This is a genomic window from Streptomyces sp. 147326 (assembly GCF_045000215.1).
Lineage (GTDB): Bacteria > Actinomycetota > Actinomycetes > Streptomycetales > Streptomycetaceae > Streptomyces.
This window is the reverse complement of record NZ_CP134201.1, coordinates 4892649-4919302: the sequence shown is the minus strand read 5'-3', so window position 1 is coordinate 4919302 and position 26654 is coordinate 4892649. Positions and strand designations below refer to the sequence as shown.

Genomic DNA, 26654 nt, shown 5'->3' with positions numbered 1-26654 from the left:
AGTACTGAGGGTGCTGGAAGAGGTGGAGCGCTGGCTGGCAGACCGCTCCTGGTCAGCCGCCGACCGACCGCTCGACCAGCTGCTCGACCGGAAACGGGCGGCCGGGACCACGGTCAGCGTGGTGCTGCCCGCACTGGACGAGGAGGCGACGGTCGGCGCGATCGTCGAGGTCATCCGGCGCGAGCTGATCGAGGGACTGCCGTTCCCCCTGGTGGATGAGCTGATCGTGATCGACTCGGGCTCGACCGACCGTACGGCGGAGGTCGCGGCGAAGGCCGGAGCCCGGGTGGTGCACCGCGACGAGATCCTGCCGAGGATCCCGGCGCTGCCCGGCAAGGGCGAGGTGCTGTGGCGCTCGCTGCTGGCCACCAGCGGGGACATCGTCTGCTTCGTCGACGCCGACCTGCGGGACTTCTCCTCCGCCTTCGTCTCGGGGATCGTGGGACCTCTGCTGACCGAACCGGACGTGCAGTTCGTCAAGGCCATGTACGACCGCCCGCTCGGCGACGCCCCCGGCCAGGGCGGCCGGGTCACGGAGCTGGTCGCCCGCCCCCTGCTCAACCTGCACTGGCCGCAGCTGGCCGGCTTCGTCCAGCCGCTGGGCGGCGAGTACGCCGTACGCCGCTCCCTGCTGGAACGGCTGCCGTTCCCCGTCGGGTACGGCGTCGAGCTGGGCCTGCTGGTCGACGCACTGCACACGGTCGGACTGGACGCGCTCGCCCAGGTGGACGTGGGCGTACGCGTCCACCGCCACCAGGACGGGCAGGCGCTCGGCCGGATGGCCGCGGCGATCTACCGCACCGCCCTGCTGCGGCTGTCGCGCGGCCACTCCCCCAGCTACCGCTGGGGGTACTCCCACGTACGGCCGGAGCTCACGCAGTTCGAGCGGGGGCCGGAAGGTTTCGTGCCGCGGACGTACCCGGTGGACACCGAGGAGCGGCCGCCGATGCTCGGCGTCAAGGAGTACGCGCTGCGCCGCGTGGCGTGACGTCGGCCTGGAAAGTTTGAGCGAGTGCGGGCCGGGCTAGGTTCGCCGCATGGCTTCTCAGGTACTCGTCGCCGCCAACCGCGGCCCCCTCTCGTACGCAATCGATGCCGAAGGCGTCCTCAGCGCCCGGCGCGGCGGGGGCGGTCTCGTCTCCGGGCTCTCCGCGGCCCTCGCGGAGCAGCCAGGGGCGCTGTGGATCTGCGCGGCGCTGTCGGAGGCGGACCGGGAGGCGGTCCACCGGGGGGTGACCGAGCCCGGTGTCCGGATGCTGGACATCGATCCCGCGGTGTATGACGCCGCCTACAACGGCATCGCCAACTCCGTGCTGTGGTTCACGCACCACCACCTGTACGACGTCCCGCGCGAGCCGGTCTTCGACGCGGAGTTCCGCCGGCGGTGGGACGCGTACGTCGAGTACAACCGGGCCTTCGCGCGCGCCCTCGCCCAGGAGGCGGCCGAAGGGGCCCGCGTCCTGGTGCAGGACTACCACCTGGCGCTGGTCCCGGGGCAGCTGCGGGAGCTGCGGCCCGACCTGCGGATCGGGCACTTCACGCACACGCCGTGGGCCTCGCGGGAGTTCATGAACATGCTCCCGGACGACATCCGGAGCCAGCTGGTGTGGGGCATGCTCGGGGCGGACCGGCTGGGCTTCCACACGTGGGAGTGGGCGTACAACTTCGCCAGCGGCGCGAGCAGGGACGACGCGGACGGCATCGCGGAGGCGTACCTCCCGGCCGGGGCCCCGGAGCGCGGGGTGTGGCACCGCCGGGCCGCCCCGGACGGGCGCGGCTACGCGAAGCGGCAGTTCACCGAGGTGACCAACTACCCCCTCGGGGTGGACGCGGACGAACTCAAGGCGCTCGCGCACCGGCCGGAGGTGGACGAGAAGCTGGCGCAGCTGCGGGCGGAGGTCGGCGACCTGAAGACGATCGCCCGGGTGGACCGGACCGAGCTGTCGAAGAACATCCTGCGGGGGCTGCTGGCCTACCGGGAGCTGCTGACGGTCCACCCGGAGTGGCGGGGCCGGGTCGTCCACCTGGCCTCGGCGTACCCGTCGCGGCAGGACCTGGCGGTGTACCGGGCGTACACGGAGTCGGTCCGGGAGCTGGCCGCGGAGATCAACGAGGAGTTCGGTACGGCGGACTGGCAGCCGGTGCTGGTGTCGGTGCAGGACGACTTCGCGCGGTCGCTGGCGGTGTACCGGATGGCGGACGTGGCGCTGGTCAACCCGGTGCGGGACGGGATGAACCTGGTGGCGAAGGAGATCCCGGTGGTGTCGGAGGCGGGGTGCGCGCTGGTGCTGTCCACCGGGGCGGGGGCCTACGAGGAGCTCCGCCAGGACGCGCTGACGGTGAACCCGTACGACGTGTCGGCGACGGCCGAGGCGTTGCACGCGGCGCTGGGCATGCCGGCCGCCGAGCGTGCGGAGCGCACGAAGCGCCTGGCCGCCGCCGCCACGGCCCTCCCCCCGGCCGCCTGGTTCGCAGCCCAGCTGACCGACCTCCCGGCCTGAGCCTCCCGGCCTCACCGCCGCTGCTGGGGCTCCGCCCCGCTCTTTTCAGCCCCGCCGGCGTTTGAGGCGCGGGGGTCCGGGGGCTGGCCCCCGGCAACGGTGCCGCGCCGCCGCTGGGGGCTCCGCCCCAGACCCCGCTCCTCAAACGCCGGAGGGGCTGGATATGCCGCTCCGCGGCCCACCAGCCCTCCGGGCGGAAGACGCAGGCTGACGCCGGCCAAATCCAGCCCCGCCCGCGTTTGAGGCGGGGTGCGGGGCAGAGCCCCGGTCTTTTCAGGCTCGCGCGGCCTTGGCCAGGGCGGCCAGGAAGGCGACCACCTCGCCCGGTCCGGCCAGGACCAGGTCGGCCCGCGCGGCGAGCTCGGGGACCTCGGCCGAGCCGCTGCAGATCAGGAGGCCCGGAAGCCCGTCGGCCCGGCGCTTTTCGACCGCCGAGTACGCCGCCAGGTCACCCAGGTCGTCGCCCGCGTACAGCACCGCCTCCGCGTCCCGCTCCGCCAGGAACTCCGTCAGGGCGACGCCCTTGTCCATGCCCGGGGGCCGGAGCTCCAGGACCGCCCGGCCCGGCTCCACCATCAGCCCGTGCCGCGCCGCCAGCTCCGTCAGGGGCTCGCGCAGGGCCGCGAAGGCCGCCGCGGGGTCCGCGGCCCGCCGGGTGTGCACGGCCAGCGCCCGGCCCTTCTCCTCGATCCAGGTGCCCCGCCAGGCCCCGATGGAGTCGAGGAACCCCGGCAGCTCGGCCCGTACCGCCGCCACCCCGGGGTGCTCGGCCGGGGCGTGCACGATCCCGGTGACCGCGTCCCAGCGCTCCGCGCCGTAGTGGCCGAGGACGACGAGGTGTTCCAGTCCGGGGACCCCGGCGAAGCCCCCGTAGCGGACGGCGACGCCGGCCGGCCGGCCGGTGATCACGGCGACCGAGGCGACCTCGGGGGCGAGCGCGGAGAGGGCCGGGACGGCTCCCGGGTGGGCTCTGGCCTGGTCGGGGTCCGGGACGATGTCGGCGAGGGTGCCGTCGAAGTCCAGGGCGACCACGGACCGGCGGGGCGCGCGAAGCAGAGCTTCGAGTCCCTCGCGTCCGGCTGCGGTGACGGGCATCGGCAGGTCGTGCGGGTGGCTCCCCATACGGACGACCCTAACGGCCCAGCCCGGCGACGGCTACGGCACGGGCGGCGGGCTATCGCCGGGCCCGCTGCGCTTCGCGGATCCGCCGCAGCCGGTTGACCGTGCCCGGTGCGTGGGCCAGCGCCCGCGGGTCGTCCATCAGCGCGTTGAGCAGCTGGTAGTAGCGGACGGGGGTCATCCCCAGTCCTTCCCGTATGGCCCGTTCCTTGGCTCCGGGCCCGGGCCAGGTGCGTCCCTCGTACGCGAGCACCGCGGCCTCCGTGGCCGTCAGCTGCCCGTCGTCCGTCATACCGCCAGATTAACGCCGCCCGCCGACAGCGGCCCCGCCGGCCGCGACAGCGCCCCCGCCGGCACCGGCACCGCCGCACCCGACCGGCGCTACTTCTGGTCCGACGCCCGCGCCGTCGTGGCGATGCCCTCCAAGACCTTGGCCGGCTGTCCGCCCGGCTGGACGGTCTTGCCGATGTTCTGCTTGATGTCCTCGCTGACGTCCGCCCAGGACTTCTTGCCGACCGGGTACAGCCGCGAGCCGGGCAGCGCCGTCAGGAAGGGCTTCAGCTTGGCCGCCTGGCCGCTCGTGGCGGCCTGCTTGGCCTGGTAGCCGCTGGTGGTGGCCGGCAGCAGGTCGTACTGGTCCGTGAAGGCCGCCACGTTCTTCGGCTGGTACATGTAGTCCAGGAACTTGCCGGACTGCTCGCGGTGGCCGTTCTTGAAGGCCATGACCCAGTCCGCGACGCCCATGGCCGGCTCCTCGGACCCGGTGGCGGTCGGCAGCGGCACCATGCCGAACTTCACGCCCTTGGCCTCGGCCTGCTTCATCAGCGACGGGTGTCCGTTGAGCATGCCGACCTCGCCCTTGGTGAAGGCGTCGAAGGCGGCCTGCCGGTCCAGCTTGCCCGGTTCGACGGGTCCGGTCAGCCCCTGGCCGACCATCTTGTCCCGCAGGAACTCCAGCGCCTTGACGTTGTCGGCGGAGTCGATGGAGTACTGCTCTTCGTTGTCGGTGTAGCCGCCACCGCCCGAGAGCATCCACATCATCGTCTCGGCCTGCGCCTCCTCGCGGCCCAGCGGCAGCGCGAAGGGGGTGGGCACGCCCGCGCCCTTGAGCTTCTTGGCCGCCGCCTCCAGGTCCGCCCAGCTCTTCGGCTGCCAGCCGGCCTTGGCGTCCTTGCCGATCACGCCCGCGTCGGCGAGCAGCTTCTCGTTGTAGAAGAGCAGCCGGGTGCTCGACACGAAGGGCAGCCCGTACTGGACCTGCTTGACCTTGCCCGCGTCCGCGAGCGGTCCGAGGAAGTCGGCCTCGGTCTTCACGGAGAGCAGCTCCGCCGCCGAGTAGAGCTTGCCGGCGGCCGCGTAGTCGGCGTAGGCGCCGATCTGGGCGATGTCGGGGGCCTTGCCGGCCTTGACCATGTCGGCGACCTTGGCGTCGACCTCGGACCACGAGTAGACGGAGACCTCGACCTTGACGCCCGGGTGGTCCTTCTCGAAGCCGTCGGCGAGGCCCTTCCAGTAGCCGGCCGAGGAGTTCTGCGGATTGTCCCCGTAGTCGGCCGCCACGACCCGCAGGGTCACCTCGTTGTCTCCGGTGAGTCCGCCGAGGGCTCCGCAGCCCGTCAGCGTCACGGCAGTCAGGCACAGCGCGGCGCCGGACGCGGCCAGGCTCAGGTAACGGCCCTTCACAGTTCTCGATCCACCCCTTGTTGTACGTACGATCCACGTAAGGTCTACACCACTTTGGCGGCTCGTCCACATCCGGATCCCGACCGGGGCCCCGAATTTGTATGGCCACTCAACAATCCCTCTCAATGGACTAGACCTTTCCCCGCCGAGCACGCGAGACTGTCTCTGTGAAACCCGTGAAACACGTCATCGCCCTCGATGTGGGCGGCACCGGGATGAAGGCCGCCCTCGTCGCCGAGGACGGCACCCTGCTCCACGGAGCGCGCCGGGCCACCGGCCGCGACCGGGGCCCCGACGCCGTCGTCGAGACGATCCAGGACTTCGCCGCCGAGCTGCTCGGCACCGGCCGGGAACGCTTCGGACGGACCGCCTCCGCCGCCGGAGTCGCCGTCCCCGGCATCGTCGACGCCGACGACGGGATCGCCGTCTACGCGGCGAACCTGGGCTGGCGCGACGTGCCGATGCGCGCCCTGCTCAGCAGCCGCCTCGGCGGCATCCCGGTGGCCCTCGGCCACGACGTGCGCACGGGCGGACTCGCCGAGGGCCGCATCGGCGCCGGCCGCGGCGCCGACCGCTTCCTCTTCGTGCCCCTCGGCACCGGCATCGCCGGCGCCATCGGCATCGCGGGCCGCATCGAGGCCGGCGCCCACGGCTACGCGGGCGAGATCGGGCACATCGTGGTGCGCCCGGGCGGCCCCGCCTGCGGCTGCGGCCAGCACGGCTGCCTGGAGACCCTGGCCTCCGCCGCCGCGGTCAGCCGCGCCTGGGCGGCCGCCTCCGGCGAACCCGGGGCCGACGCCGCGGACTGCGCCAAGGCCGTCGAGTCCGGCGACGCGCGCGCCCGGGAGGTCTGGCTGGCCGCCGTCGGCGCCCTCGCCGACGGGCTGGTCACCGCGATCACCCTGCTGGACCCGCGCACGCTGATCATCGGTGGCGGGCTGGCCGAGGCGGGGGAAACCTTGTTCACACCACTACGGACGGCCGTGGAGGAGCGCGTGACGTTCCAGCGGCTCCCCCACATCGTGCCGGCGGCCCTCGGGGACACCGCCGGCTGCCTGGGCGCAGGGCTGCTCGCCTGGGACCTACTCGCCACGGAGGTACCTGCCTGATGTCCGGAAGCGCGCACAGCACTGTTCTCTCCGGCGCCAGGGTGGTGCTGCCCACCGGAACCGTGGCCAACGGCCGGGTCATCGTCGACGGCGACCGCATCGCCGGCAGCGCCCACGAGGGCTCGCGCACCGTGGACCTGTCCGGGCACTGGATCGTCCCCGGCTTCGTGGACATGCACAACCACGGCGGCGGCGGCGCCTCCTTCACCTCCGGCACCGCCGAGGACGTCCTCCAGGGCGTCCGCACCCACCGCGAGCACGGCACCACCACCCTGATCGCCTCCACCGTCACCGGCGACCTGGACGAACTGGCCCGGCGCGCCGGGCTGCTCGCCGAGCTCACCCAGCAGGGCGAGATCGCGGGCATCCACTTCGAGGGACCCTTCATCAATCCCTGCCGCAAGGGCGCGCACAAGGAGGACCTGCTCCGCGACCCCGACCCGGCCGAGGTCCGCAAGCTGATCGACGCCGCGCACGGCACCGCCCGCATGTTCACCCTCGCCACCGAACTCCCGGGCGGCCTGGATTCCGTACGGCTGCTGGCCGAGCACGGGGTGATCGCCGCGATCGGGCACACGGACGCCACGTACGAGCAGACGCGCGCCGCCATCGACGCGGGCGCGACCGTGGCCACCCACCTCTTCAACGCGATGCCGCCCCTCGCCCACCGCGAGCCCGGCCCGATCGCCGCGCTGCTGGAGGACGAGCGGATCACCGTCGAGCTCATCAACGACGGCACCCACCTGCACCCGGCGGCCCTCGAACTGGCCTTCCACCACGCGGGCGCGCACCGCGTGGCGCTGATCACCGACGCGATGGACGCCGCCGGCTTCGGCGACGGGACCTACCACCTCGGCCCGCTGGAGGTCGAGGTCAAGGAGGGCGTGGCCCGGCTCGTGGAGGGCGGCTCCATCGCCGGCTCCACCCTGACCCTGGACACCGCCTTCAAGCGCTCGGTGACCCTCGACAAGCTGCCGGTGGAGTCCGTGGTCCAGGCGATCTCCGCCAACCCGGCCAAGCTCCTCGGCCTGTACGACGAGATCGGCTCGCTGGAGCCCGGCAAGTACGCGGACCTCGTCGTCCTGGACGCCGCCTTCGACGTCAGGGGCGTCATGCGGCGGGGCGAATGGGTCGTCAGCCCCCTCGCCGCGGCGGCGGTCTGACGGCCAAGCGGCTGTAACGACGAAGGCGGTCGGCCCGAGGACTGGGCCGACCGCCTCGGGTTTGGCATGATCCCGGCAGCAACAGACCCGGGGGTGCCCATGATCCTGACCGTGACGCTCAACACCGCACTCGACGTCACGTACCGCGTGCCGAGGCTGCTCCTGCACGCCTCGCACCGGGTCGCCGCCGTCACCGAACGTCCCGGCGGCAAGGGGATCAACGTCGCCCGCGTCCTGGCCGCGCTCGGCCACGAGGTGACGGCGACGGGCTTCACGGGCGGCCCGGTCGGCTCCGTCGTACGCGAACTGCTCGCGCGGTCCCCGCGGGTGGTGGACGCCCTGGTGCCCTGCGCGGACGGCAGCCGCCGCACCCTGGCCGTGGTCGACGAGTCCTCCGGCGACACCACCCAGTTCAACGAGCCGGGCCCGCTGATCACGCCCGCCGAGTGGTCCCGGTTCCTCGCGCAGTACGGGGAGCTGGTCCGCGGTGCCCGCGCCGTGGCCCTGTGCGGCAGCCTCCCGCCGGGCGTGCCGGTCGGCGCGTACGCGGTCCTCGTCCGGGCGGCCCGCGCGGCCGGGGTCCCCGTCCTCCTGGACACCAGCGGCGAGGCCCTGCGCCGCGGGGTCGCCGCCCGGCCCGAGATCATCAAGCCGAACGCCGCCGAGCTGGCCGAGCTCACCGGATCCCGCGACCCGCTGCCCGCCACCCGCGATGCCCGCCGCCGGGGTGCGCACGCCGTGGTCACCTCGCTGGGCCCGGACGGCCTGCTGGCCGCCACCGCCGAGGGCACCTGGCAGGCGGCCCCACCGCGGGCCCTGTCCGGCAACCCCACCGGAGCCGGTGACTCCGCCGTCGCCGGCCTGCTGTCGGCCCTGGTGGAGGGTGCGGACTGGCCGAACCGCCTCACCCGCGCGGTCGCCCTCTCGGCGGCCACGGTCCTCGCACCGGTGGCGGGAGAGTTCGACCCCCGCACCTACGAGGAGGTACGGGGGTCGGTGAAGGTCACGACGGCCGGCTAGGTCCTAGAAGTTCTCGAGCCACAGCTGGTCGATGTTGACGTTGCAGCTGTTGCCGGCCTCGCACGACAGCTTGATCGTGTTGGTGCCCTTTTCGAGGTTCACCTGGCCCCAGGTCGTCTGCCAGCCCTTCTCCCAGTCGCCCTTGGGCGACTTGGCGAAGTTGCGCATGCTGATCGGCGACTCGTTCGGCTTGCCGTTGACGGTCAGGGTGCCGTTGGCGTCCTCGCCCGGGATGCCGAAGCGCACGTAGAACTTGTACTTCCCGGCCTTGGGAACGTCCAGGGTCCAGGTCACGGCCGCGCCGGGCTTGTTGAACCCGCCGACGTACTGGCCGCCGGAGCTCTTCGCCCCCGGGATCGTGCTGTCCAGGCCCGCGCCGCCCGTGATGGACATGCCGGCGCCGGCCGCCTCGCCCTTGGGCAGCGGGGCCTGGGAGGGAGCGGGAGAGCCGCTCGGGGGCGCGGGCGAGGGGTTCTGCGGGGCCGCCGACTGCTGGCCGCCGTTCGCCTCGTCCCCGCCCTTCTTGTCCTTGTCCTTGTCGCCGAAGGCCAGGGCGGCGCCGATGCCGATCACGACCGCGCCGACCACCGCGACGGCGGCGATCAGCAGACCGCGACGGCTGGAGCCGCCGCCGCCGTGGCCGCCGTGGCCGCCGGAGTGCGCGATCGTCTGGGTCTGGTGCTGCGGGGCCTGCGGCTGCTGCGGAACGCCGTAGCCGCCCGCCTGGAGCGCCTCCGGGGCCTGGTACTGGGCCTGGTAGGGCGGCTGCTGCGCGGGCACCTGGCCGCGCTGGGCGCCGTTGCGGCGCTCGCCGACCGTCCGCACCTGGTGGTGCGAGGTACGGGGGACGCCCGGCTGTGCTCCCTGGTGACCGCCGGCCGACGCCCCGGGATAGCCGTATCCACCGCCCGACGTGGGCGGGGTGGCTCCGGCCGCCTGGCCATCCTCGTAGAGGTAGCCGAACGGATCGTCGTCCTCGGGCTTGTTCGCCCCACCGTGCGGGCCGTTGTTCGCGGGCGTCGTCATCGCAGGTCACTCCTTTCGACCCCCGGGAGCCTACCCCGAACAGGTGCGCCCAGGAGCGACAGACCGCCTCAGCCGGCCCTGCGGTGCGCCTTGGAGCGGGACCGCTTCTCGATGTACATCCGCTGGTCGGCGGAGCGCAGCACCTCGTCCGCCGACATCCCGCAGCTCGCCCAGCCGATGCCGAAACTGGCTCCCACACGGACCGCACGGCCGTCGACCCGGATCGGCGGGATGATCGCGTTGCGCAGCCGGACGGCGAGATCGGCGGCGTCCGCCGCACCCAGACCGTCGGCGAGGACGACGAATTCGTCACCACCCAGCCGAGCGACGGTGTCACCGTCCCTGACGCCCCTCGTCAGCCGCCGGGCGACCTCGATCAGGACCGCGTCGCCCGTGTGGTGCCCGAACCGGTCGTTGATCGACTTGAAGCCGTCGAGGTCGCAGAAGAGCACCGCGAGCCCCTTCGTCCCGTCGTCGATGTCGGTCGCGGGCGCCACCGTGTGCACGTGGTGGTCGTACGGGCCGTCCGCCGCCGTGACCGGCGCCCCGGGGAACTCGAAGGGATCGGACCCCGTGTACCGGTCGGGTCCGTCGGCCTGAAAGCCGTGCTCACCGGCACCACCCGCCTCCGCACGCACCTCGTAGCCGTCGTGCACCGCGCGCCCGTCGTGTCCGTCGCGCCCCTCGAAGGCCGCGTCCAGGGCCTCGACCGCGGTGGCGCGCACGGACTGTGGCCTGCGGCACAGCCGCGCGCCGAGCCGGGACCGCAGCTCGGCGCTGTTGGGCAGGCCGGTCAGCGAGTCGTGGCTGGCCCGGTGGGCGAGCTGGAGCTCGTGCCGCTTGCGCTCCTCGATGTCCTCGACGTGCGTGAGGAGGAACCGGGGCCCGTCGGCGGCGTCGGCGACGACGGAGTTGCGCAGCGAGACCCATACATACGTGCCGTCGCGCCGGCCCAGGCGCAGCTCGGCGCGGCCGCCCTCGGCGGAGGTGCGCAGCAGGGTGCCGATGTCCTCGGGGTGGACCAGGTCGGAGAAGGAGTAGCGGCGCAGTACGGAGGCCGGCCGGCCGAGCAGCCGGCACAGCGCGTCATTGGTCCGCAGCAGCCGGCCGTGCTGGTCCCCGCCCATCTCGGCGATGGCCATCCCGCTGGGCGCGTACTCGAAGGCCTGCCGGAAGGACTCCTCGCTGGCGCGCAGTGCCTGCTGTTCACGCTCCAGCCGGACCAGGGCCCGTTGCATGTTCGCGCGAAGCCGCGCATTGCTGATCGCAATCGCGGCCTGGAAGGCGTACATCTGGAGGGCTTCGCGGCCCCAGGCGCCGGGCCGGCGCCCGTTGCGCGGTCTGTCCACCGAAATGACACCCAGAAGTTCCCCGCCGGACGCGTACATGGGGGCGTAGAGCCGGTCCTCGGGATGCCACTCGTCCTCGAAGCGCGGATCGGGGCCGTCCGTGTGCCACTGGGGGACGTCGTCCTCCATGAGGATCCAGCCCTCGGTGTGCGGGATGAACCGGAGACCGTCCCAGTTCTCACCCATCGTCAGGCGGCGTTCCCAGGAGGCGCGGGAGCCGACGCGGCCGGTGATGAGGGCCTCTGCGGCGGGGTCTCCGGCGAAGGCGGCGACGACCAGATCACCGTCCGGGCGTACGAGGTTGACACAGGCGAGTTCGTAGCCGAGGCCCACGACGATGCCGTCCACGACGGTCTGCAGAGTGTCCGCCAGGCTCCTGGCCGTATTGAGATCGGCCACCACCCGGTGCAGCTGCCGCAGGGTCGCAAGACGGACGTACGGCTCCGACTCGGTCTCCATTGCTCGCTCTCCCCGAGACCTCGACAGCAACTCCAGGTTTGTCATCGGCGTTTCGTTGCGGTGTCCCGTCCACTGAATCACAGTGAGCTGTGCGGCAGGTACACAGGGTCAACAAATCTTGCCCTCTGTGACTCAAGTCACATGAGATGAATATCGGTGCGGGAGGGGACTCGGGGCGACTGGGAGCGCTCCCCCACATTCCCGAGAGCAAACGATACGCCCGGGCCTAGGCCAAGGGGCGGGGGCGCGACTCGGACCAGGGCCCGATGTGCGGCGCGGAGGGGCGAGATTAGCGTTTCCACCGTGCTGAAGACGACCCCCGTGCCCCGCCCGCCCCGTGGAAACCCGCATGCTGAGGGGGTGAGCAATGACGAGTTCCGGGCCGCGATGTCCCGGCTGGCGGCGGGCGTGTGCCTGATCACCGCGCACGAGACCCCCCTGGCGGCGGACGGCCCGCGCGGCGAGGACGTCGGCATGACGGCGACCGCCTTCATGTCCGTGTCCCTGGATCCGCCGCTGGTCCTGGTGAGCCTGCGCGAGGGCTCCCGGATGGACGACCTGCTCGCGGAGCAGCCCCTGTGGGCGGTCTCGGTCCTCGCCGACCACCAGCTCCAGGTCGCGGGCCGCTTCGCGATGAAGGGCCGCATCAGCGACCGGCTGCTCTTCGCGGACCTGCCGTACGTACGCGGCGAGGCCTCCGGCGCCCCCCTGCTGACCGGCGCCCTGGCCACCCTGGAGTGCCGCACCGAGAACCGCGTCGAGGCGGGCGACCACACCCTGGTCGTCGGCCGCGTCCTGACGGCGGCCCTCCCGTCCCCGGACCACCAGCCCCTGACCTACTTCCGCGGCCGCTACCGGCACCTGGGCCAGTAGGCCGGATCCGGCCGCGGCGACTACCAATCGCGCCCGGTCCGCCCCCGCTTGGTCTCGGCCCGCGCCTTCTTCTCCCGCAGCCGCCGCTCGTTGATCCCCCGCGGAATCTTCGTCGCCCGCCGCTGCCTCGGCGGCGGAGCCGTCGCCTCCGCCAGCAGCGAAGCCATCCGGACCAGCGCCATCTCCCGGTTGCGGAACTGCGAGCGGTGCTCGGAGGCCCGTACGGTCACCACCCCGCCCACCAGGCGGGACGCCAGCCGCTCCAGCGCCCGTTCCTTCCACACGTCCGGCAGCGCGTTCGTCGCCGCCAGGTCGAACATCAGCTCCACCCGCGAGTCGGAGGTGTTGACGTGCTGCCCGCCGGGCCCGGAGGACCGCGAGAAGCGCCAGGCGAGCTCGCCCTCGGGGAGCACGACCGAACCGCGGATGACATAAGGACCAGGCATGCCCCCTATGATCCGTGCTCGCCACCGCCCGCGTCACTCAGATTTCACGGCGGGAACCCGACAGGCCTCTCGTCGCGTTATAGGGGGCAGCGGTAGTTTGACCGCCTGTACGTGCATGTTGGATGAGGAAAGGGACATTCCCATGGCTGTCAGCCTGTCCAAGGGCGGCAACGTCTCGCTCACGAAGGAGGCCCCCGGCCTCGCTGCCGTCACGGTCGGCCTCGGCTGGGACGTCCGTACGACGACCGGTGTCGACTTCGACCTCGACGCCTCGGCCATCGCGGTCAACCCGACCGGCAAGGTCGTCTCCGACGGCCACTTCGTCTTCTTCAACAACAAGTCCACCCCGGACCAGACCATCGTCCACACCGGTGACAACCGCACCGGCGAGGGCGCCGGCGACGACGAGGCCATCAACGTCAACCTCGCCGGCCTGCCGGCCGACGTGGACAAGATCGTCTTCCCGGTCTCCATCTACGACGCCGAGGCCCGCAGCCAGAACTTCGGCCAGGTCCGCAACGCGTACATCCGCGTCGTGAACCAGGCCGGCGGCGCCGAGATCGCCCGCTACGACCTCTCCGAGGACGCGGCGACCGAGACCGCCATGGTCTTCGGCGAGCTGTACCGCAACGGCGCCGAGTGGAAGTTCCGCGCGGTCGGCCAGGGCTACGCCTCCGGCCTCACCGGCATCGCGCAGGACTTCGGCGTCAACGTCTGAGTCCGGTAGCCCGGGTCGCTCCGGTCACTTCGGTCGCTCCGGTCGCTCCGGTCGCTCCGGCGATCAGCCCCTGCAGGTGAGGCGCTGATCGCCGGGCGGACACCAGCGCCGGCCAAGCCCCCTCCCGGCCGTCCGGGGAGGGGGCTTCGCTACCGTTCGGTAGGTGATCCTCCAACCGCTCGTCCCCGTCGACGGCGCCCTCCCCGGCCCGGTCCTCACCGAAATCGCCGCGCTCTACTCGACGAACCACGCGTTCTTCGAACTCAGCGGCGACTTCCCCGACCCGGACCGCATCACCGTCGAACAGGTCGCGGCCGCCCTCGCCGACGAACTCGCCCATGACGGCGCCGAGGTCCTCCTCGCCCGTTCCGCCGGCCGCCTCGTCGGCCTGGCCGCCACCCTGGCCCACCACCCGGACCCGGCCTCCGCCGGCACCGATCCGTGGATCGGCCTGCTGCTCATCGACGCCACCGCGCACCGCGAGGGATACGGCCGCGCCGTGGCCACCCTGGTCGAGGACCGCTTCCGCGCCGCCGGACGCACGGGCGTGCAGATCGCCGTACTGGACAACAACCCCAAGGCCCTCGCCTTCTGGCAGTCCCAGGGGTACGCCGAACTGCGCCGGGCCAAGGACCGCGAGCTCGGCCGCGACTGCACGGTGCTGCGCAAGCCGCTCGAAGCCCCGTAGGAGACCGGCCGGCTACTTGGGGCGGCCCTCGCCGTACAGCCAGACGTCCCAGACCTTCTTCAGGTCGTGCCCCGTCTTCTCCTGCGCGTAGGCGGTGAAGTCGGCCGTGCTCGCGTTCCCGTGCCGGTGGTCCGCGGCCCAGCCGCGCACCAGGGCGAAGAACTTCTCGTCGCCCACCTCCTGGCGGATCCGGTGCAGGACCATCGCACCGCGGTAGTACACGGGCCTGTCGGAGATCTGCCCGGGCCCGGGCGGGGAGGCCGGCGGGAAGGCGTCCCAGTCGGAGTCGGCCTCCTCGTCGACGGCCGTGTCGCCGGCCAGGAACGCCTCGAAGTGCCGCTGCGCGGTGGGCCCGCCGTGGTCCTCGGCCCACAGCCACTCGGCGTAGGTCGCGAAGCCCTCGTTGAGCCACATGTCCTTCCAGGACTTCGGCGACACCGAGTTGCCGAACCACTGGTGGGCGAGCTCGTGCAGGACGAGCTCCTCGCTCTCGAGCGGACCGGAGAAGACGGGCTTGGTCTGGGTCTCCAGCGCGTAGCCGAGGGTCCCGGCCGGCAGCACGACCGCACCCGCCGTACTGAAGGGGTACGGGCCGAACCGGCCGCTGCCCCACTCCACCATCTCCGGCAGCCGCGCGAGCGTGCCCGCGCTCGCGGCCGCCTCCCCGGGCGCCACGGCGTTGTAGAGGGCGGTCCCCGACGGCGTCCGCCCCGTCGTCACCTTGTACGGGCCGACGACGGCGGTGGCCAGATAGCTCGCCATCGGCTCCGGGCTGTGCCACGCGAACGAGGTCCGCCCGTCCGCGCCTTCGGTGCGGGAGCGCAGCTCCCCGTTGGACACGGCTTCGTAGCCGCGCGGGACGGTGAGCGTGATGTCGTACGTGGCCTTGTCGCTGGGATGGTGGTTGCCCGGGAACCAGGTCATCGACCCGACCGGCTCACCGACGCCGACCGCGCCGGCCCGCGCCTGCGCGCTGCCCGGCCCGTCCCCGCCGTCCTCGGTGGTGATCCAGCCCTCCTTGGCCCCGTCCGGATCCGTGAGGGCCTTCGGCTTCCCGACGTACTCCACCTCCGTACGGAAGACCTCACCCTTCTGCAGGTCCTCGGCCGGGCGCACGGTCAGCTCGTTGCCGGTCCTGTTGTACCGGGCCCCGACGCCCTGCACGGTCACGCCCTCGACGTTCAGGCCGCTGAGGTCGAGGTTGAAGGAGCTGAGCCCCTGCTCGGCGCGGGCGGTGATGACGGCCGTGCCGTGCAGCTCGCCGTCGGCGGGGTCGTAGTCCAGTTCCAGCGCGTAGTGGTCGACCTGGTAGCCGCCGTTGCCGGCCCTGGGGAAGTACGGGTCGCGCAGCCCCGACGCGCCCGGCCGCCCCTGCACCGTGCCCCCCGTACATGCCGTGGTGAGGGCGAGGAGGGAGGCGACGGCAGGGACGGCAAGACGGGAGAGAGCGCGGTGTTCCACGCACTCGATCCTAGGCGGGCTGCCCGTGCGGGCTGTTTACCCTACTTACCGAGCGCGTCGACGCCGGCCTTGGCGAACTTCTCGTCCAGGTCACCGCTCGGGGCGCCGGCCACGCCGATGCCCGCGACGGGCGCGCCGTTCGCCTGCACCGGGGTGCCGCCGCCGAGGAAGAGGGTGCCGGGGATGTCCTTCAGGTTCGGGGTCTGGGCGAGGCGGCCCACGAGCACCGAGGTCGGGGCGTTCCAGGACACGGCGGTGAAGGCCTTGCGCTGCGCGGACTCGTAGGACTGCGGGCCGGCACCGTCGCCGCGCAGGGTGACGATGGGGTTGCCGTTGCGGTCCACCACCGCGACCGTCACCTTCTGGTTCTCGGCCTGCGCGGCCTGCAGCGCGGCCTGGGCGGCGCGGGTGGCGGCGTCGACGGTGAGGTGCGTCGTGGTGGTGAAGTTCTTGTCGCTCGGGCCGGCCTTCTTCCCGGCGACCGCGGCGGAGGCGGCGACCGGAGCGGCGTCGGCGGCGGGGGTGGCGCTGGCGCTCACGGCGCCGAAGGCTCCGGCGCCCAGGGCGACGGCGAGGGCGGTACCGGTGAGAACGCGGGTGCGGGTGTTCATCTCTGCTCCTGAGAACGGTGACACGGTGACGGCATCGGGTCGGTCCGGGCCGGTCGGACCGGCTCCTTCACTGCTCCAAGCCTGTCCCCGGACCCCCTGCCGCCCCGTCCCCGTACCGGCTCGCCCCGCCCACCGCACCGGTTGACCCCAGGGTCATCCAATCGGTCGATGCGAGCCGCCTCCGGCGCGGTATTTCCTGGTCAGGACCTCACGTCAGGACCTCGCGCACCCAGCCCCGCCGGGGACCAACCCAGCCCCGCCGGCGTTTGAGGCGCGGGGCCCGGGGCAGCGCCCCGGCGGCGGCGCCGCACCCGACAATGGACGCATGCCCCGACCGAGGAGCACCTCGTGAACCCCGCCCCGCCGCGCGACGACACCCGCACGCTGGCCACGGTCGCCCACACCGCCTTCTTCCTCCTCCTCGGCGCGTCCCTGCTCCGCTTCCTCCTGCGCCACCCCGGCGAACCCCGCACCCCGTGGATCATCGCCCTCAGCATCACCCTGGCCCTGCTCTACGTACTCGGCCCCGCCCTCGGCGCCGCCCCCACCGCCCGCCGGCTCCTCTGGCTCGGCCTGGTCGTCACCACCTGGGTGGTCCTGGTCGTCCTCGCGCCGAGCTTCGCCTGGTGCGCCGTACCGCTCTTCTTCACCGCCCTGCGCACCCTCCCGCCCCGCGCCGCCGTCGTCCTGGTCGCCCTCCTCACCGGCTTCGTGGTGATCGCCCAGCTGAAGCTGTCCAAGTCCTTCGACCCGAACCTGCTCCTGGCCCCGCCTGCGGTCGCCGCCCTCGCCACCGCCGTCTTCGTCCACATGGAACGCCAGGCCCGGGCCCAGCGGGAGCTGATCGACGACCTGATCCGCACCCGCCGGGAACTGGCCGCCACCGAACGCCGCGAAGGCACCCTCGCCGAACGGCAGCGGCTGTCCATGGAGATCCACGACACCCTCGCCCAGAACCTGTCCAGCCAGCAGATGCTGCTGCAGGCCGCGGACCGCACCTGGGACACCGACCCGGCCACCGCCCGCACGCACGTCCGTACCGCCACCGGCATCGCCGCACACGGCCTCGCCGAGGCCCGCCGGCTCGTCCACGACCTGGCCCCGTCCGAGCTCGCCGACGGCGCCGGCCTCGCCGAAGCCCTGCGCGCCCTGGACGCCGGCCCGGACATCGAGGTCCGCTTCCACCTCGAGGGCACCCCGGCCGCGCTCCCGGACCGCGTCCAGTCCGCCCTGCTGCGCATAGCCCAGGGCGCGCTGGCCAACGTCCGCGAGCACTCCGGCGCCCGCACGGCCGCACTCACCCTCAGCTTCCTCGGGGACCAGGTGGTCCTGGACATCGCCGACGACGGCCAAGGGTTCGCCGAGCCCCGCACCGGCGCCGCCGAACGCGGGCACGGCCTCCCCGCGATGCGGGCCCGCGTCCGCCAGCTCGGCGGCACCCTCACGATCGAATCCGCGCCGGGCGAGGGCACCGTCCTCTCCGCGGCCATCCCCCTGGAGCCGGCCTCATGACGACGATCCTGCTCTGCGACGACCACGTGGTGGTCCGCGCCGGCCTGCTCGCCCTCCTCGGCAGCGAGCCGGACATCGAGGTCCTCGGCGAGGCGGGCAGCGGCGAGGAGGCGGTGGCCCTGGCCGCCAAACTCCGCCCCGACGTGGTCCTCATGGACCTCCAGCTCGGCGAGGGCATCGACGGGGTGGAAGCCACCCGCCGCATCACCGCCGCCCCCAACCCGCCGCACGTCCTGGTCCTCACCACGTACGACACCGACGCGGACATCACGCGGGCCATCGGCGCGGGCGCCACCGGCTACCTCCTGAAGGCCGAGCGCCCGGAGGAGCTCTTCGCCGCCATCCACTCGGCCGCGCAGGGCCGCACCACCCTGTCCGCGCCGGTCGCCAGCCGCGTGATGGCCCACATGCGCGGTACCCGCCCCACGCTGACCGACCGCGAGCTGGACATCCTCGGCCAGCTGGCCCGCGGCCTCGGCAACCGCGACATCGCCCGCGCCCTGTTCATCAGCGAAGCCACGGTCAAGACGCACCTGGGCCGCATCTACGACAAACTCGGCGTCGACACCCGCGCGGGCGCGGTGTCAGTGGCGAAGGAACAACGCCTCCTCCCTTCTTGACGCGTCCCACGCACTGCTCGGCGCCGGGGCGCCTCACAGGCTTCGGGCAGCTACCGCTGGGGCCCCCTCCCAGCGGTAGCCGGGGGAGACTCCGTCCGGCGAGACCGGGCGAGGGTCCTGGGACCGGCGTCCGTCCGGGGTGGGGACGTCCCGGGACCCGTGACACCATCGGGTACGTGCTCGACATCGGCTACTCCCTCTCCCGGCGCTTCCCGGACCCCCCGCAGACCGACTACCGCTCGGCGGACGTCCACTCCCTGCGCCACGACCTGTTCTGCGGGGACGTCTACCTCGCCGACACCAACGCGGACCGGGAAGTGTCCACAGCCTGGGGATGGGTGCCCGTACTGGACTTCGCCTGGGCGCTGTGCGACATCGTCGAGCAGCTCGACCAGGACCCCCGCGGCAACCGCTCGGCCAACCGCCAGCACGCCGAGCTCGACTTCACCGAGTCCACGGACCGGATGCTCTTCGAGCGCCGCTTCGGCTGGGTCGACGTCGAGGCCGACTGGATGCCGGCCGAGGAAGCCCCGCTGACCTTCAGCCACCGCCTGCTGCGCCGCGAGGCTCGCGACTTCCTGCACGACCTCGTCGCGGACCTCATCGACATGCACGACGGCCTCGCCGACAATCCCGTCATCTGGACCCTCCAGGCCAAGTTCCCCCGCGTCCCGGCGTGACCGTGCCCGATCCCGGGGCGACGTAGGCCGACGCGACGGACGCCGACGCCCGACGGACGCCGACGCCCGACGGACGCCCACGCGACGGACGCCCACGCGGCCGGCACCGACGCGGCCGCCGCCCGCGCGGCTCGACCGGGCCCGGGACCGGCTGGCCGTCACCTTCCGCGGAATGACCGCCCGGGCCGACGAGGTCCAGTACGACTGCCACTGGGGCAGCGCCGAGGAGCTCGCCCGGCTGTTGGCCCGCCACGGAACTCGGCCCCGGCCTCCTGCACCGCGCCTGGAGCGCACCCGACTGGCGCGACCACGGCGCCGTGCTGCGCCGCGTCCTGCCCCGGTTCGCCCGCGAGCTGACCGTCGGCCTCGGCGCCCACGCGTACGCCACCGGCCACGTCGGCATCTCGTTCGAGCGCGGCGACCGGCAGCAGTGGCCCGCCGAGCAGAGCGCGGCCGGGACCCTCGACTCCTGGACGACTCGCCTGCTGGCGGGCTTCCTGCCGTGGCCCTCCGGGAGCAGCACCTGGGAGGAGGACGAGGCCGTCCACGAGGAGCTCACCTCCTGGTTCGCACGCCACGCCCCCGCACGGCTGTGCGCCCACGGCGCCTCCGGGGAGCTGCTCGAAGACGTACGCCTGCTCGGCGTCCCCGGCCCCGCCCGCGCGGAGGACCCGCACCGGCAGGTCGTCCGCCGCCGCGTCGAAGCAGCGGCTACGCCTCCACGCGCAGCCCCAGCTGCGCCGCCAGCGCCGGAGCCAGATCGAACAGCTGCGCCGGGCTGATCACGGCCCCGGCCAACGCGTCCACTCCCCGCGCGATCCCCAGCTCCGTGGCCTCCCGCAGGTCCACGTCCTGCATCCGCACCCCGCTGAAGTCCGCCCCGCGCAGCGCGCAGTCCCGGAACTCCACCCGCTCCAGCACCGCACCGCCGAAGTCCGGCTCCACCAGCACGCACCCCTCGAAGACCACGTCCTTGAGCCGCGCCTCGCGCAGGTTCAGGTAGTCGATCTTCCCGCCGCGGACCACCACCCGCTCCAGCAACGCCCCGTGCAGCTGCACCCCGCCCAGCCGGGCGTCCACCAGCTCCACGTCCCGCAGCGAGGCCCCGGACAGGTCCGTCCCCACGCCCCGGACCCCCTCCAGCACCGAGTCCAGGACCCGCGCCTTCGACAGCCCCGCCTCGTCCAGTACGCAGCGCCGCACCGCGCAGTCCATGAACCGGGCCCCGATCCCCTCCTGCCCCGCCAGGTCCAGGTCCGCAAACTCCAGCCCGTCGTAGTCCCCGTCCGGCTCCAGCCCGCCCCCTTCCCACGCCACCAGCTCCGGCAGCCGTACCTCCGGCCGTCGCGCCGCCTTCACCGTCCGCTGCTGCCCCTTGCTCGCCATGCCCCCATCGTGGCCCACCCCACCGACAGCCCCTTGACCTCAACGATGCTTCAGGTACGAACGTGGGCCCATGACCACCATGCACGCAATCCGCCTCCACGCCTTCGGCCCCGCCGAGAACCTCACGTACGAAACCGTCCCGGCGCCCGTCCCCGCCCCCGGCCAGGTCCGCATCGCCGTCGCCGCCGCCGGCGTCCACCTCCTCGACACCAGCCTCCGCCAAGGCATCCAGGGCCCGCCCGCCCCACTTCCCGAGCTCCCCACCGTCCCCGGCCGCGAGGTCGCCGGCACCGTCGACGCCCTCGGCCCCGGCACCGACCCCGCCTGGCTCGGCCGCCCCGTCGTCGTCCACCTCGGCTTCGCCCCCGGGGGCTACGCCGAGTACGCCGTCGCCGACGCCGACCGCCTCCACCCCGTACCGCCCGGCCTCGGCCCCGCCGAGGCCGTCGCCATGATCGGCACCGGCCGCACCACCCTCGGGATCCTCCAGTTCGCCGACCTCGGCCCGGACTCCGTCGCCCTGGTGCCCGCCGCCGCGGGCGGCATCGGCACCCTGCTCGTCCAGTACGCCGTGAACGCCGGCGCCACCGTGATCGCCCTCGCCGGCGGCCCCGCCAAGACCGCCCGCGCCGCCGCCGACGGCGCCCACCTCGCCCTCGACTACACCGACCCCGCCTGGCCCGACGCCGTACGCGCCCGGTACCCCGCCGGCGCCACCGTCCTCTTCGACTCCGTCGGCGGCGAGACCGCCCGCGCCGCACTCCCCCTGCTCGCCCCCGGCGCCCGGCACCTCGTCTTCGGCTGGTCCGGCGGCCCCCTCGACCTCACCGACGCCGAACGCGCCGGCCTCACCGCCCGGGGCATCACCACCCGCGGCGTCCTCGGCCCCGCCATGCTCCACCAGCAGGTCGGCGCCCCCGACCCGCTGCGCGTCCTGGAGACCCGCGCCCTCGCCGAAGCGGCCGCCGGCCGCCTGCGCCCGGCCCTGACCCGGTACCCGCTCGCCGAGGCCGCCGCCGCCCACCACGCCCTCGAAACCCGCGCCACCACCGGCAAGGTCGTCCTCGAACCCTGACCGGCCCGGCGGCCCTACGCGGAGCCCAGCGCCGCCAGCGCCCCGCCCGTCAGCCGGTACACCGACCACTCCTCCTGCGGCCGCGCGCCCAAGGCCTCGTAGAAGGCGATCGTCGGCGCGTTCCACTTCAGCACCGACCACTCCAGCCGCTCGTAACCCCGCTCCACGCACGTCCGCGCCAGCTCCGCCAGCAGCGCCTTCCCGTGGCCGCCCCCGCGGACGCCCGGCCGTACGTACAGGTCCTCCAGGTAGATCCCGTGCACCCCGCGCCACGTCGAGAAGGAGAGGAACCACACCGCGAAACCGACGGCCTCCCCGTCCTCCGTCTCCGCGATGTGCGCGAACACCGCCGGCCGCTCACCGAACAGCGCCTCCCGCAACTGCCCCTCGGTGGCCCGCGCTTCGTGCGGCACCTTCTCGTACTCGGCGAGCTCGCGGATCATCGCGTGGATGACGGGGACATCGGTGACTACGGCGTTACGGATCATGCGCGCAGCCTAAGGGGGCGGACCGCCCCCGCGATCGGCCGCGCCTCAGCGCTCCAGCAGCACCTCCGCGACCGTCAACTGCTCCTCGTCCAGGCGCTCTTCCCCGTCCTCCCCGTCCCACAGGCAGTTCTGCAGCACCCGCCCCAGCGTCCACGCCCGCGCCCGCTCCCGCGCCCGCTCCAGTCCCACCGCCTCCGTCAGCAGGTCGAACCGCCACCGCACCTCCTGCGACCGGAAGTTGTTGACGATCGCCGGCAGCAGATCGAAGCCCGGATCCCCGGCCAGCGGCTTCGGATCGATCGCCAGCCACGGCTCCCGGCCGCCCGCCAGCACGTTGTCGTAGTGCAGGTCCCAGTGCAGCAGCCGGTCCCCCGGCTCGCCCGCGACCTCCGCCACCGCCGCCGCGCAGTCCCGCAGCAGCCGCCGTTCCCGCTCCTCCACCAGCAGCCCCGCCGCCCTCGGCACGTCCTCCAGCATCTGCGCCGCGATCTCCCCCAGCCCGCGCAGCCCGGCCGGGGCGGCCACCGCCGTCAGCTGCGCCAGCAACTCCCCGACCACCCCCACCGCCCGCCGCGCGTCCCGCCGCGCGAGCGCCGACAAGTGCTGCCGCTCGTCCAGCCGTTCCAGCAGCAGCGTCCCCGTCTGCGCGTCGTGCTCCAGCAGCCGTACGCACCCCCGCCCGCCCCACGCGCGCAGCGCGACGGGCTCCCCCGCGCTCTCCTCGTCCAGCGACACCAGCTTCAGTACGGCCGCACTCCCGTCGGCCCGCTCCACCGGCAGCACCAGCGCCGTCACCCCGTGCATGGCCGGCCCGGCACACCGCAGCTCCCACCGCTCCAGGAACCGCGCCGCCCGGTCCGGCAGCGCCGCGATGAACTCCCGCCCCGCATCGCCGTTGAACCTGAGCTGCGCCTCGACCAGCCCGTCCGGAATCTCCCCGATGTCCACCATGATCCGAAGGTAGCCCGGCACGCCGCACCGGCGGGCCCGGAAGGGCGGCTATCCGATCCCCGCACCCTTCAGCGTCCGCGCGAAGGCCGGCGCGTCGAACATCGACCCGCCCTTCGCCCCCAGCGCCCGCCCGTCCGCCAGCACCGCCGCCGCGACCCCCGTGACGATCCGCCCCGCGCGCCCTGCCCTGCGCATACTGCCCGTCATCAACCAAACCTCTCCCCCGAAAACATGACAAAACCCCCACCACCCTACGGCCCCCGCCACCCCTCCCACATCGGCCATCCGGCCTGGAAACCCGCTCCAACGCACGACAACCAGCCCCTGGACGCCCCACCGGAACCGGGTGTACCAACTCCCCCATGACGATCAACGGCGGTATTTCCTTCTGGTACGCGACCGACCCGGGCGCCGCGGACACCCCACCCCGCGCCCCTCTCACCGCCGACAGCACCGCCGACGTCGTCATCGTCGGCGGCGGCTACACCGGCCTGTGGACCGCCTACTACCTCAAGCAGGCCGCCCCCGACCTCCACATCACCGTCCTGGAACAGAAGTTCTGCGGCTACGGCGCCTCCGGCCGCAACGGCGGCTGGCTCTACAACGGCATCGCCGGCCGCGACCGCTACTCCGCACTCCACGGCCACGAGGCCGCCCGCCGCCTCCAGCACGCCATGAACGCGACGGTCACCGAGGTCATCGACGTCACCGCCAAGGAAGGCATCGACGCCGACATCCACCGCGGCGGCGTCCTCGAAGTCGCCCGCACCCCCGCCCAGCTCGGCCGCCTCAAGGCCTTCCACGCCGCCGAGCTCTCCTTCGGCGAGAGCGACCGCGAACTGTTCGACGCCACCGAGACCCACCGGCGCATCAACATCGCCGACGCCGTCGGCTCCAGCTGGAGCCCGCACGGCGCCCGCATCCACCCCCTCAAGCTGGTCAAGGGCCTCGCCGCCGCCTGCGAACGCCTCGGCGTCGTCATCCACGAGTCGACCCCCGTCACCGAGATCGCCCCCCGCCGCGCCGTCACCCCCTACGGCACGGTCCGCGCCCCGTACGTCCTGCGCTGCACCGAGGGCTTCACCGCCGCCCTCAAGGGCCAGAAGCGCTCGTGGCTGCCGATGAACTCCTCGATGATCGTCACCGCCCCGCTCCCCGCCGCGACCTGGGACCAACTGGGCTGGTCGGACTTCCCGGTCCTCGGCGACATGGCCCACGCGTACATGTACGCCCAGCGCACCGCGGACGACCGCATCGCGATCGGCGGGCGCGGAGTCCCGTACCGCTTCGGATCACGCGCGGCCACCGCCGAAAACACAGGCCGCACCCAGCCCGCCACGATCGAGTCCCTCCGCGACCTCCTCTTCTCCTTCTTCCCGCAGCTCACGGGTACGGAGATCACCCACGCGTGGTCCGGCGTCCTCGGCGTCCCGCGCGACTGGTGCGCCACCGTCACCCTGGACCGCACCACGGGCCTGGGCTGGGCCGGCGGTTACGTCGGCTCGGGCGTCGCCACCGCCAACCTCGCCGCCCGCACCCTTCGCGACCTGGTCCTCGGCGAGTCCACCGACCTCACCGCCCTCCCCTGGGTGGGCCACAAGGTCCGCCGCTGGGAGCCGGAACCCTTCCGCTGGCTCGGTGTCCAGGCCCTCTACGCCGCCTACCGCGAGGCCGACCGCCGCGAAACGGCCACCCACCGCCCCACGACAACACCCCTGGCCCGCCTGGCGGACCGCATCTCCGGCCGCCACTGACACCCGGCCGCCCAGGACATGCCGAAGGCCCCGGACCATGCAGGTCCGGGGCCTTCGGGCACGGAGCCCCCTGTCGGGTTCGAACCGACGACCCCCGCTTTACAAGAGCGGTGCTCTGGCCAGCTGAGCTAAGGAGGCAAGCCGCCATCACTCTACACAGACCGCTCTCGCGCGGGCCATCACATTGAAAGCTGCGGGCGTCACCCGGCCGGCTGCTTCGCGTCGCCGTTGAACTTCGCCGCCGACCAGAGGTAGCCGAGCACCGCGAGACCCAGGCACCAGGCGACCGCGAGCCACCCGTTGTGGCCGATCCCGCTGCCGAGGAGCAGTCCGCGCAGGGTCTCGATGACGGGCGTGAAGGGCTGGTACTCGGCGACCGGCTGGAACCAGCCCGGCATCGCGTCGACCGGGACGAAGGCGCTGGAGAGGAGCGGCAGCAGGATCATCGGCATCGCGTTGTTGCTGGCGGCCTCGGCGTTCGGGCTGATCAGGCCCATGCCGACCGCGATCCAGGTGAGCGCCGTGGCGAAGAGCACGAGCAGGCCGAACGCCGCCAGCCACTCCAGGGCGGTCGCGTCCGTGGACCGGAAACCGATGGCCACGGCGACGGCGCCCACGAGGACCACGCTCATCACGCACTGCAGCACGCTGCCGACGACGTGCCCGATGAGCACCGCCCCGCGGTGGATCGCCATGGTGCGGAAGCGGGCGATGATCCCCTCGGTCATGTCGTTGGAGACGGACACCGCGGTCCCGACGACGGTGCCGCCGACGGTCATCAGCAGGATGCCCGGGACGACGTACGCGATGTACGCGGAGCGGTCCGCGCCGCCTCCGATCCCGGCGCTCATCACGTCTCCGAAGATGTAGACGAAGAGGAGCAGCAGCATGATCGGGGTGAGCAGCAGGTTCAGGGTGAGCGACGGATAGCGCCGGGCGTGCAGGAGGTTGCGGCGCAGCATCGTCGACGAGTCGCGGACGGCGAGGGAGAAGGAGCTCATCGGACGTTCTCCTTGGGCTGGTTGGGGATGCTCTTTCCGCCGGTCAGGGCGAAGAACACGTCGTCGAGGTCGGGGGTGTGCACGGTCAGCTCGTCGGCCTCGATGCCGGCGGAGTCCAGCCGGTCGAGGACGGCGCGGAGCTCGCGCTGGCTGCCGTCGCTGGGGATCTGCAGCGCCAGGGCCTCGTCGTCCCGGGTGACCTCGCGCAGGGTGGCGGTGGCGGTCCGGTACGCGGCCGGATCGGCGAAGCGGAGGCGGACGTGTCCGCCGGGGACCAGCCGCTTCAGCTCCCCGGCGGTGCCCTGGGCGGCGATCTTCCCGTCGTTGAGCACGGCGATGCGGTCGGCGAGCTGGTCGGCCTCCTCCAGGTACTGGGTGGTGAGGAAGACGGTAACGCCGCCGGAGACCAGCTCACGGATGATCTGCCACATGGTGTGGCGGGAGCGGGGGTCGAGGCCGGTGGTCGGCTCGTCGAGGAAGATGATCCGCGGGCTGCCGACCAGGGTCATGGCGATGTCGAGGCGGCGCTTCATGCCGCCGGAGTAGGTGGAGGCGGGCTTCTTCGCGGCTTCGACCAGCTCGAACCGCTCCAGCAGCTCGGCGGCGACCCGCCGCCCCTCGCGCTTGGACAGGTGGTGCAGGTCCGCCATGAGGAGCATGTTCTCCTCGCCGGTGATCAGGCCGTCGACGGCGGAGAACTGGCCGGTGACACCGATCGCGGCCCGTACCGCCTGGGGGTCGGCGGCCAGGTCGTGGCCGCCGACGTACAGATCGCCGGCGTCGGCGGTGACGAGGGTGGAGAGGATCTTGACGGCGGTGGTCTTGCCGGCGCCGTTCGGGCCGAGCAAGGAGAAGACCGTTCCTTCGGGGACGGTCAGGTCGACGCCGTCGAGCACGACCTTGTCGCCGTAGGACTTGCGCAGCCCGTGCGCCGCGATGGCCAGGTTCGTCATGGTGGGTG

The 26654-nt window shown here is 73.1% G+C and carries 28 protein-coding genes and 1 tRNA gene; 14 read left to right on the top strand and 15 right to left on the bottom strand.

Translation table 11 applies throughout. The features are described from left to right. Nucleotides 1–10: 10 nt before the first annotated feature. Nucleotides 11–988, top strand: a complete 978-nt coding sequence (locus RIU97_RS22545) for a glucosyl-3-phosphoglycerate synthase (protein ID WP_404962902.1) — start codon at nt 11–13, stop codon at nt 986–988. Between the two features lie 49 nt (nt 989–1037). After that, complete coding sequence (locus tag RIU97_RS22540) at nt 1038–2501, top strand: trehalose-6-phosphate synthase (protein ID WP_404959397.1); 1464 nt, start codon at nt 1038–1040, stop codon at nt 2499–2501. A 273-nt stretch (nt 2502–2774) separates the two neighbouring features. Here RIU97_RS22540 and otsB read toward each other — a convergent pair whose 3' ends face one another. From otsB to RIU97_RS22525, 3 genes are all read right to left on the bottom strand, one after another. Beyond that, nucleotides 2775–3623: a trehalose-phosphatase gene (gene otsB, locus RIU97_RS22535; protein WP_404959396.1), complete on the bottom strand. Its 849-nt coding sequence runs from the start codon at nt 3621–3623 to the stop codon at nt 2775–2777. A 52-nt stretch (nt 3624–3675) separates the two neighbouring features. Further along, nucleotides 3676–3912 carry a DUF3263 domain-containing protein gene (locus RIU97_RS22530; protein WP_037924728.1) on the bottom strand — a complete coding sequence of 79 codons (237 nt, stop codon included), beginning with the start codon at nt 3910–3912 and terminating at the stop codon, nt 3676–3678. 89 nt (nt 3913–4001) lie between these two features. Continuing rightward, on the bottom strand, nt 4002–5303 hold the full coding sequence (locus tag RIU97_RS22525; protein WP_404959395.1) for an ABC transporter substrate-binding protein: 1302 nt from the start codon (nt 5301–5303) through the stop codon (nt 4002–4004). Nucleotides 5304–5479: 176 nt separating this feature from the next. Between RIU97_RS22525 and RIU97_RS22520 the strand changes: the two genes are divergently transcribed. From RIU97_RS22520 to RIU97_RS22510, 3 genes are all read left to right on the top strand, one after another. Beyond that, nucleotides 5480–6412, top strand: coding sequence for an ROK family protein (locus RIU97_RS22520; RefSeq protein WP_404962901.1), 933 nt, complete (start codon nt 5480–5482; stop codon nt 6410–6412). After that, entirely contained in the window at nt 6412–7575 is a 1164-nt protein-coding gene (gene nagA / locus RIU97_RS22515; RefSeq protein WP_404959394.1) for an N-acetylglucosamine-6-phosphate deacetylase, read from the top strand. The genes RIU97_RS22520 and nagA overlap by 1 nt, the downstream gene beginning before the upstream one ends. Before the next feature lie 99 nt (nt 7576–7674). Next, nucleotides 7675–8595, top strand: a complete 921-nt coding sequence (locus tag RIU97_RS22510) for a 1-phosphofructokinase family hexose kinase (protein WP_404959393.1) — start codon at nt 7675–7677, stop codon at nt 8593–8595. Between the two features lie 3 nt (nt 8596–8598). On the opposite strand, the gene RIU97_RS22505 is transcribed toward RIU97_RS22510, so the two are convergent. Next, entirely contained in the window at nt 8599–9621 is a 1023-nt protein-coding gene (locus tag RIU97_RS22505) for a CBM35 domain-containing protein (RefSeq protein WP_404959392.1), read from the bottom strand. A 68-nt stretch (nt 9622–9689) separates the two neighbouring features. Next, entirely contained in the window at nt 9690–11429 is a 1740-nt protein-coding gene (gene cdgB, locus RIU97_RS22500; RefSeq protein ID WP_404959391.1) for a diguanylate cyclase CdgB, read from the bottom strand. A 303-nt stretch (nt 11430–11732) separates the two neighbouring features. On the opposite strand from cdgB, the gene RIU97_RS22495 reads away from it, so the two are divergent. Then, nucleotides 11733–12302, top strand: a complete 570-nt coding sequence (locus tag RIU97_RS22495; RefSeq protein ID WP_404959390.1) for a flavin reductase family protein — start codon at nt 11733–11735, stop codon at nt 12300–12302. Nucleotides 12303–12322: 20 nt separating this feature from the next. Here the strand turns inward: RIU97_RS22495 and arfB are convergent, their stop codons facing one another. After that, nucleotides 12323–12748 (bottom strand): alternative ribosome rescue aminoacyl-tRNA hydrolase ArfB, encoded by a 426-nt coding sequence (gene arfB, locus RIU97_RS22490; protein ID WP_362859582.1) that lies wholly within the window; start codon nt 12746–12748, stop codon nt 12323–12325. 142 nt (nt 12749–12890) lie between these two features. Here arfB and RIU97_RS22485 point away from each other — a divergent pair, with 142 nt between their 5' ends. Together RIU97_RS22485 and RIU97_RS22480 are read left to right on the top strand one after the other, a co-directional pair. Next, a complete protein-coding gene (locus RIU97_RS22485) occupies nt 12891–13466 on the top strand; it encodes a TerD family protein (protein WP_030718836.1) in 576 nt (191 codons plus the stop codon). A 163-nt stretch (nt 13467–13629) separates the two neighbouring features. Beyond that, nucleotides 13630–14154 carry a GNAT family N-acetyltransferase gene (locus RIU97_RS22480; RefSeq protein WP_404959389.1) on the top strand — a complete coding sequence of 175 codons (525 nt, stop codon included), beginning with the start codon at nt 13630–13632 and terminating at the stop codon, nt 14152–14154. A gap of 12 nt (nt 14155–14166) precedes the next feature. Here RIU97_RS22480 and RIU97_RS22475 read toward each other — a convergent pair whose 3' ends face one another. Both RIU97_RS22475 and RIU97_RS22470 read right to left on the bottom strand, forming a co-directional pair. Further along, nucleotides 14167–15615 (bottom strand): M1 family metallopeptidase, encoded by a 1449-nt coding sequence (locus RIU97_RS22475; protein ID WP_404959388.1) that lies wholly within the window; start codon nt 15613–15615, stop codon nt 14167–14169. A gap of 41 nt (nt 15616–15656) precedes the next feature. Beyond that, nucleotides 15657–16226 (bottom strand): heme-binding protein, encoded by a 570-nt coding sequence (locus RIU97_RS22470; protein ID WP_404959387.1) that lies wholly within the window; start codon nt 16224–16226, stop codon nt 15657–15659. A gap of 348 nt (nt 16227–16574) precedes the next feature. On the opposite strand from RIU97_RS22470, the gene RIU97_RS22465 reads away from it, so the two are divergent. The 4 genes from RIU97_RS22465 to RIU97_RS22450 all read left to right on the top strand — a co-directional run bounded on the left by RIU97_RS22465 (nt 16575) and on the right by RIU97_RS22450 (nt 19820). Beyond that, entirely contained in the window at nt 16575–17738 is a 1164-nt protein-coding gene (locus tag RIU97_RS22465; RefSeq protein WP_404959386.1) for a sensor histidine kinase, read from the top strand. Continuing rightward, nucleotides 17735–18358: a response regulator transcription factor gene (locus RIU97_RS22460; protein WP_361759020.1), complete on the top strand. Its 624-nt coding sequence runs from the start codon at nt 17735–17737 to the stop codon at nt 18356–18358. Before RIU97_RS22465 ends, RIU97_RS22460 begins: the two co-directional genes overlap by 4 nt. A 176-nt stretch (nt 18359–18534) precedes the next feature. Next, entirely contained in the window at nt 18535–19038 is a 504-nt protein-coding gene (locus tag RIU97_RS22455) for a hypothetical protein (RefSeq protein ID WP_030718823.1), read from the top strand. Nucleotides 19039–19355: 317 nt separating this feature from the next. Continuing rightward, complete coding sequence (locus RIU97_RS22450) at nt 19356–19820, top strand: hypothetical protein (protein WP_404959385.1); 465 nt, start codon at nt 19356–19358, stop codon at nt 19818–19820. On the opposite strand, the gene RIU97_RS22445 is transcribed toward RIU97_RS22450, so the two are convergent. Continuing rightward, nucleotides 19750–20424, bottom strand: coding sequence for a pentapeptide repeat-containing protein (locus RIU97_RS22445; protein ID WP_404959384.1), 675 nt, complete (start codon nt 20422–20424; stop codon nt 19750–19752). The genes RIU97_RS22450 and RIU97_RS22445 overlap by 71 nt on opposite strands. 79 nt (nt 20425–20503) lie before the next feature. On the opposite strand from RIU97_RS22445, the gene RIU97_RS22440 reads away from it, so the two are divergent. Then, the gene (locus tag RIU97_RS22440) at nt 20504–21499 is read left to right on the top strand and encodes a zinc-binding dehydrogenase (RefSeq protein ID WP_404962900.1); all 996 of its coding nucleotides are present in this window, start codon (nt 20504–20506) and stop codon (nt 21497–21499) included. Nucleotides 21500–21513: 14 nt separating this feature from the next. Here the strand turns inward: RIU97_RS22440 and RIU97_RS22435 are convergent, their stop codons facing one another. The 3 genes from RIU97_RS22435 to RIU97_RS22425 are packed head-to-tail and all read right to left on the bottom strand — an operon-like array spanning nt 21514 to nt 23145. Beyond that, nucleotides 21514–21987, bottom strand: coding sequence for a GNAT family N-acetyltransferase (locus tag RIU97_RS22435; RefSeq protein ID WP_404959383.1), 474 nt, complete (start codon nt 21985–21987; stop codon nt 21514–21516). 45 nt (nt 21988–22032) lie between these two features. Next, complete coding sequence (locus RIU97_RS22430) at nt 22033–22938, bottom strand: aminoglycoside phosphotransferase family protein (protein WP_404959382.1); 906 nt, start codon at nt 22936–22938, stop codon at nt 22033–22035. Between the two features lie 48 nt (nt 22939–22986). Further along, a complete protein-coding gene (locus tag RIU97_RS22425) occupies nt 22987–23145 on the bottom strand; it encodes a hypothetical protein (protein ID WP_404959381.1) in 159 nt (52 codons plus the stop codon). A 155-nt stretch (nt 23146–23300) separates the two neighbouring features. On the opposite strand from RIU97_RS22425, the gene RIU97_RS22420 reads away from it, so the two are divergent. Further along, nucleotides 23301–24692, top strand: coding sequence for an NAD(P)/FAD-dependent oxidoreductase (locus RIU97_RS22420; RefSeq protein WP_404959380.1), 1392 nt, complete (start codon nt 23301–23303; stop codon nt 24690–24692). A gap of 64 nt (nt 24693–24756) precedes the next feature. Here RIU97_RS22420 and RIU97_RS22415 read toward each other — a convergent pair. The 3 genes from RIU97_RS22415 to RIU97_RS22405 all read right to left on the bottom strand — a co-directional run bounded on the left by RIU97_RS22415 (nt 24757) and on the right by RIU97_RS22405 (nt 26646). After that, a tRNA-Thr gene (locus tag RIU97_RS22415) sits at nt 24757–24830 on the bottom strand. Nucleotides 24831–24892: 62 nt separating this feature from the next. Then, complete coding sequence (locus tag RIU97_RS22410; protein ID WP_404959379.1) at nt 24893–25693, bottom strand: ABC transporter permease; 801 nt, start codon at nt 25691–25693, stop codon at nt 24893–24895. Then, nucleotides 25690–26646 (bottom strand): ATP-binding cassette domain-containing protein, encoded by a 957-nt coding sequence (locus RIU97_RS22405; protein ID WP_404959378.1) that lies wholly within the window; start codon nt 26644–26646, stop codon nt 25690–25692. Before RIU97_RS22405 ends, RIU97_RS22410 begins: the two co-directional genes overlap by 4 nt. Nucleotides 26647–26654 lie beyond the last annotated feature (8 nt).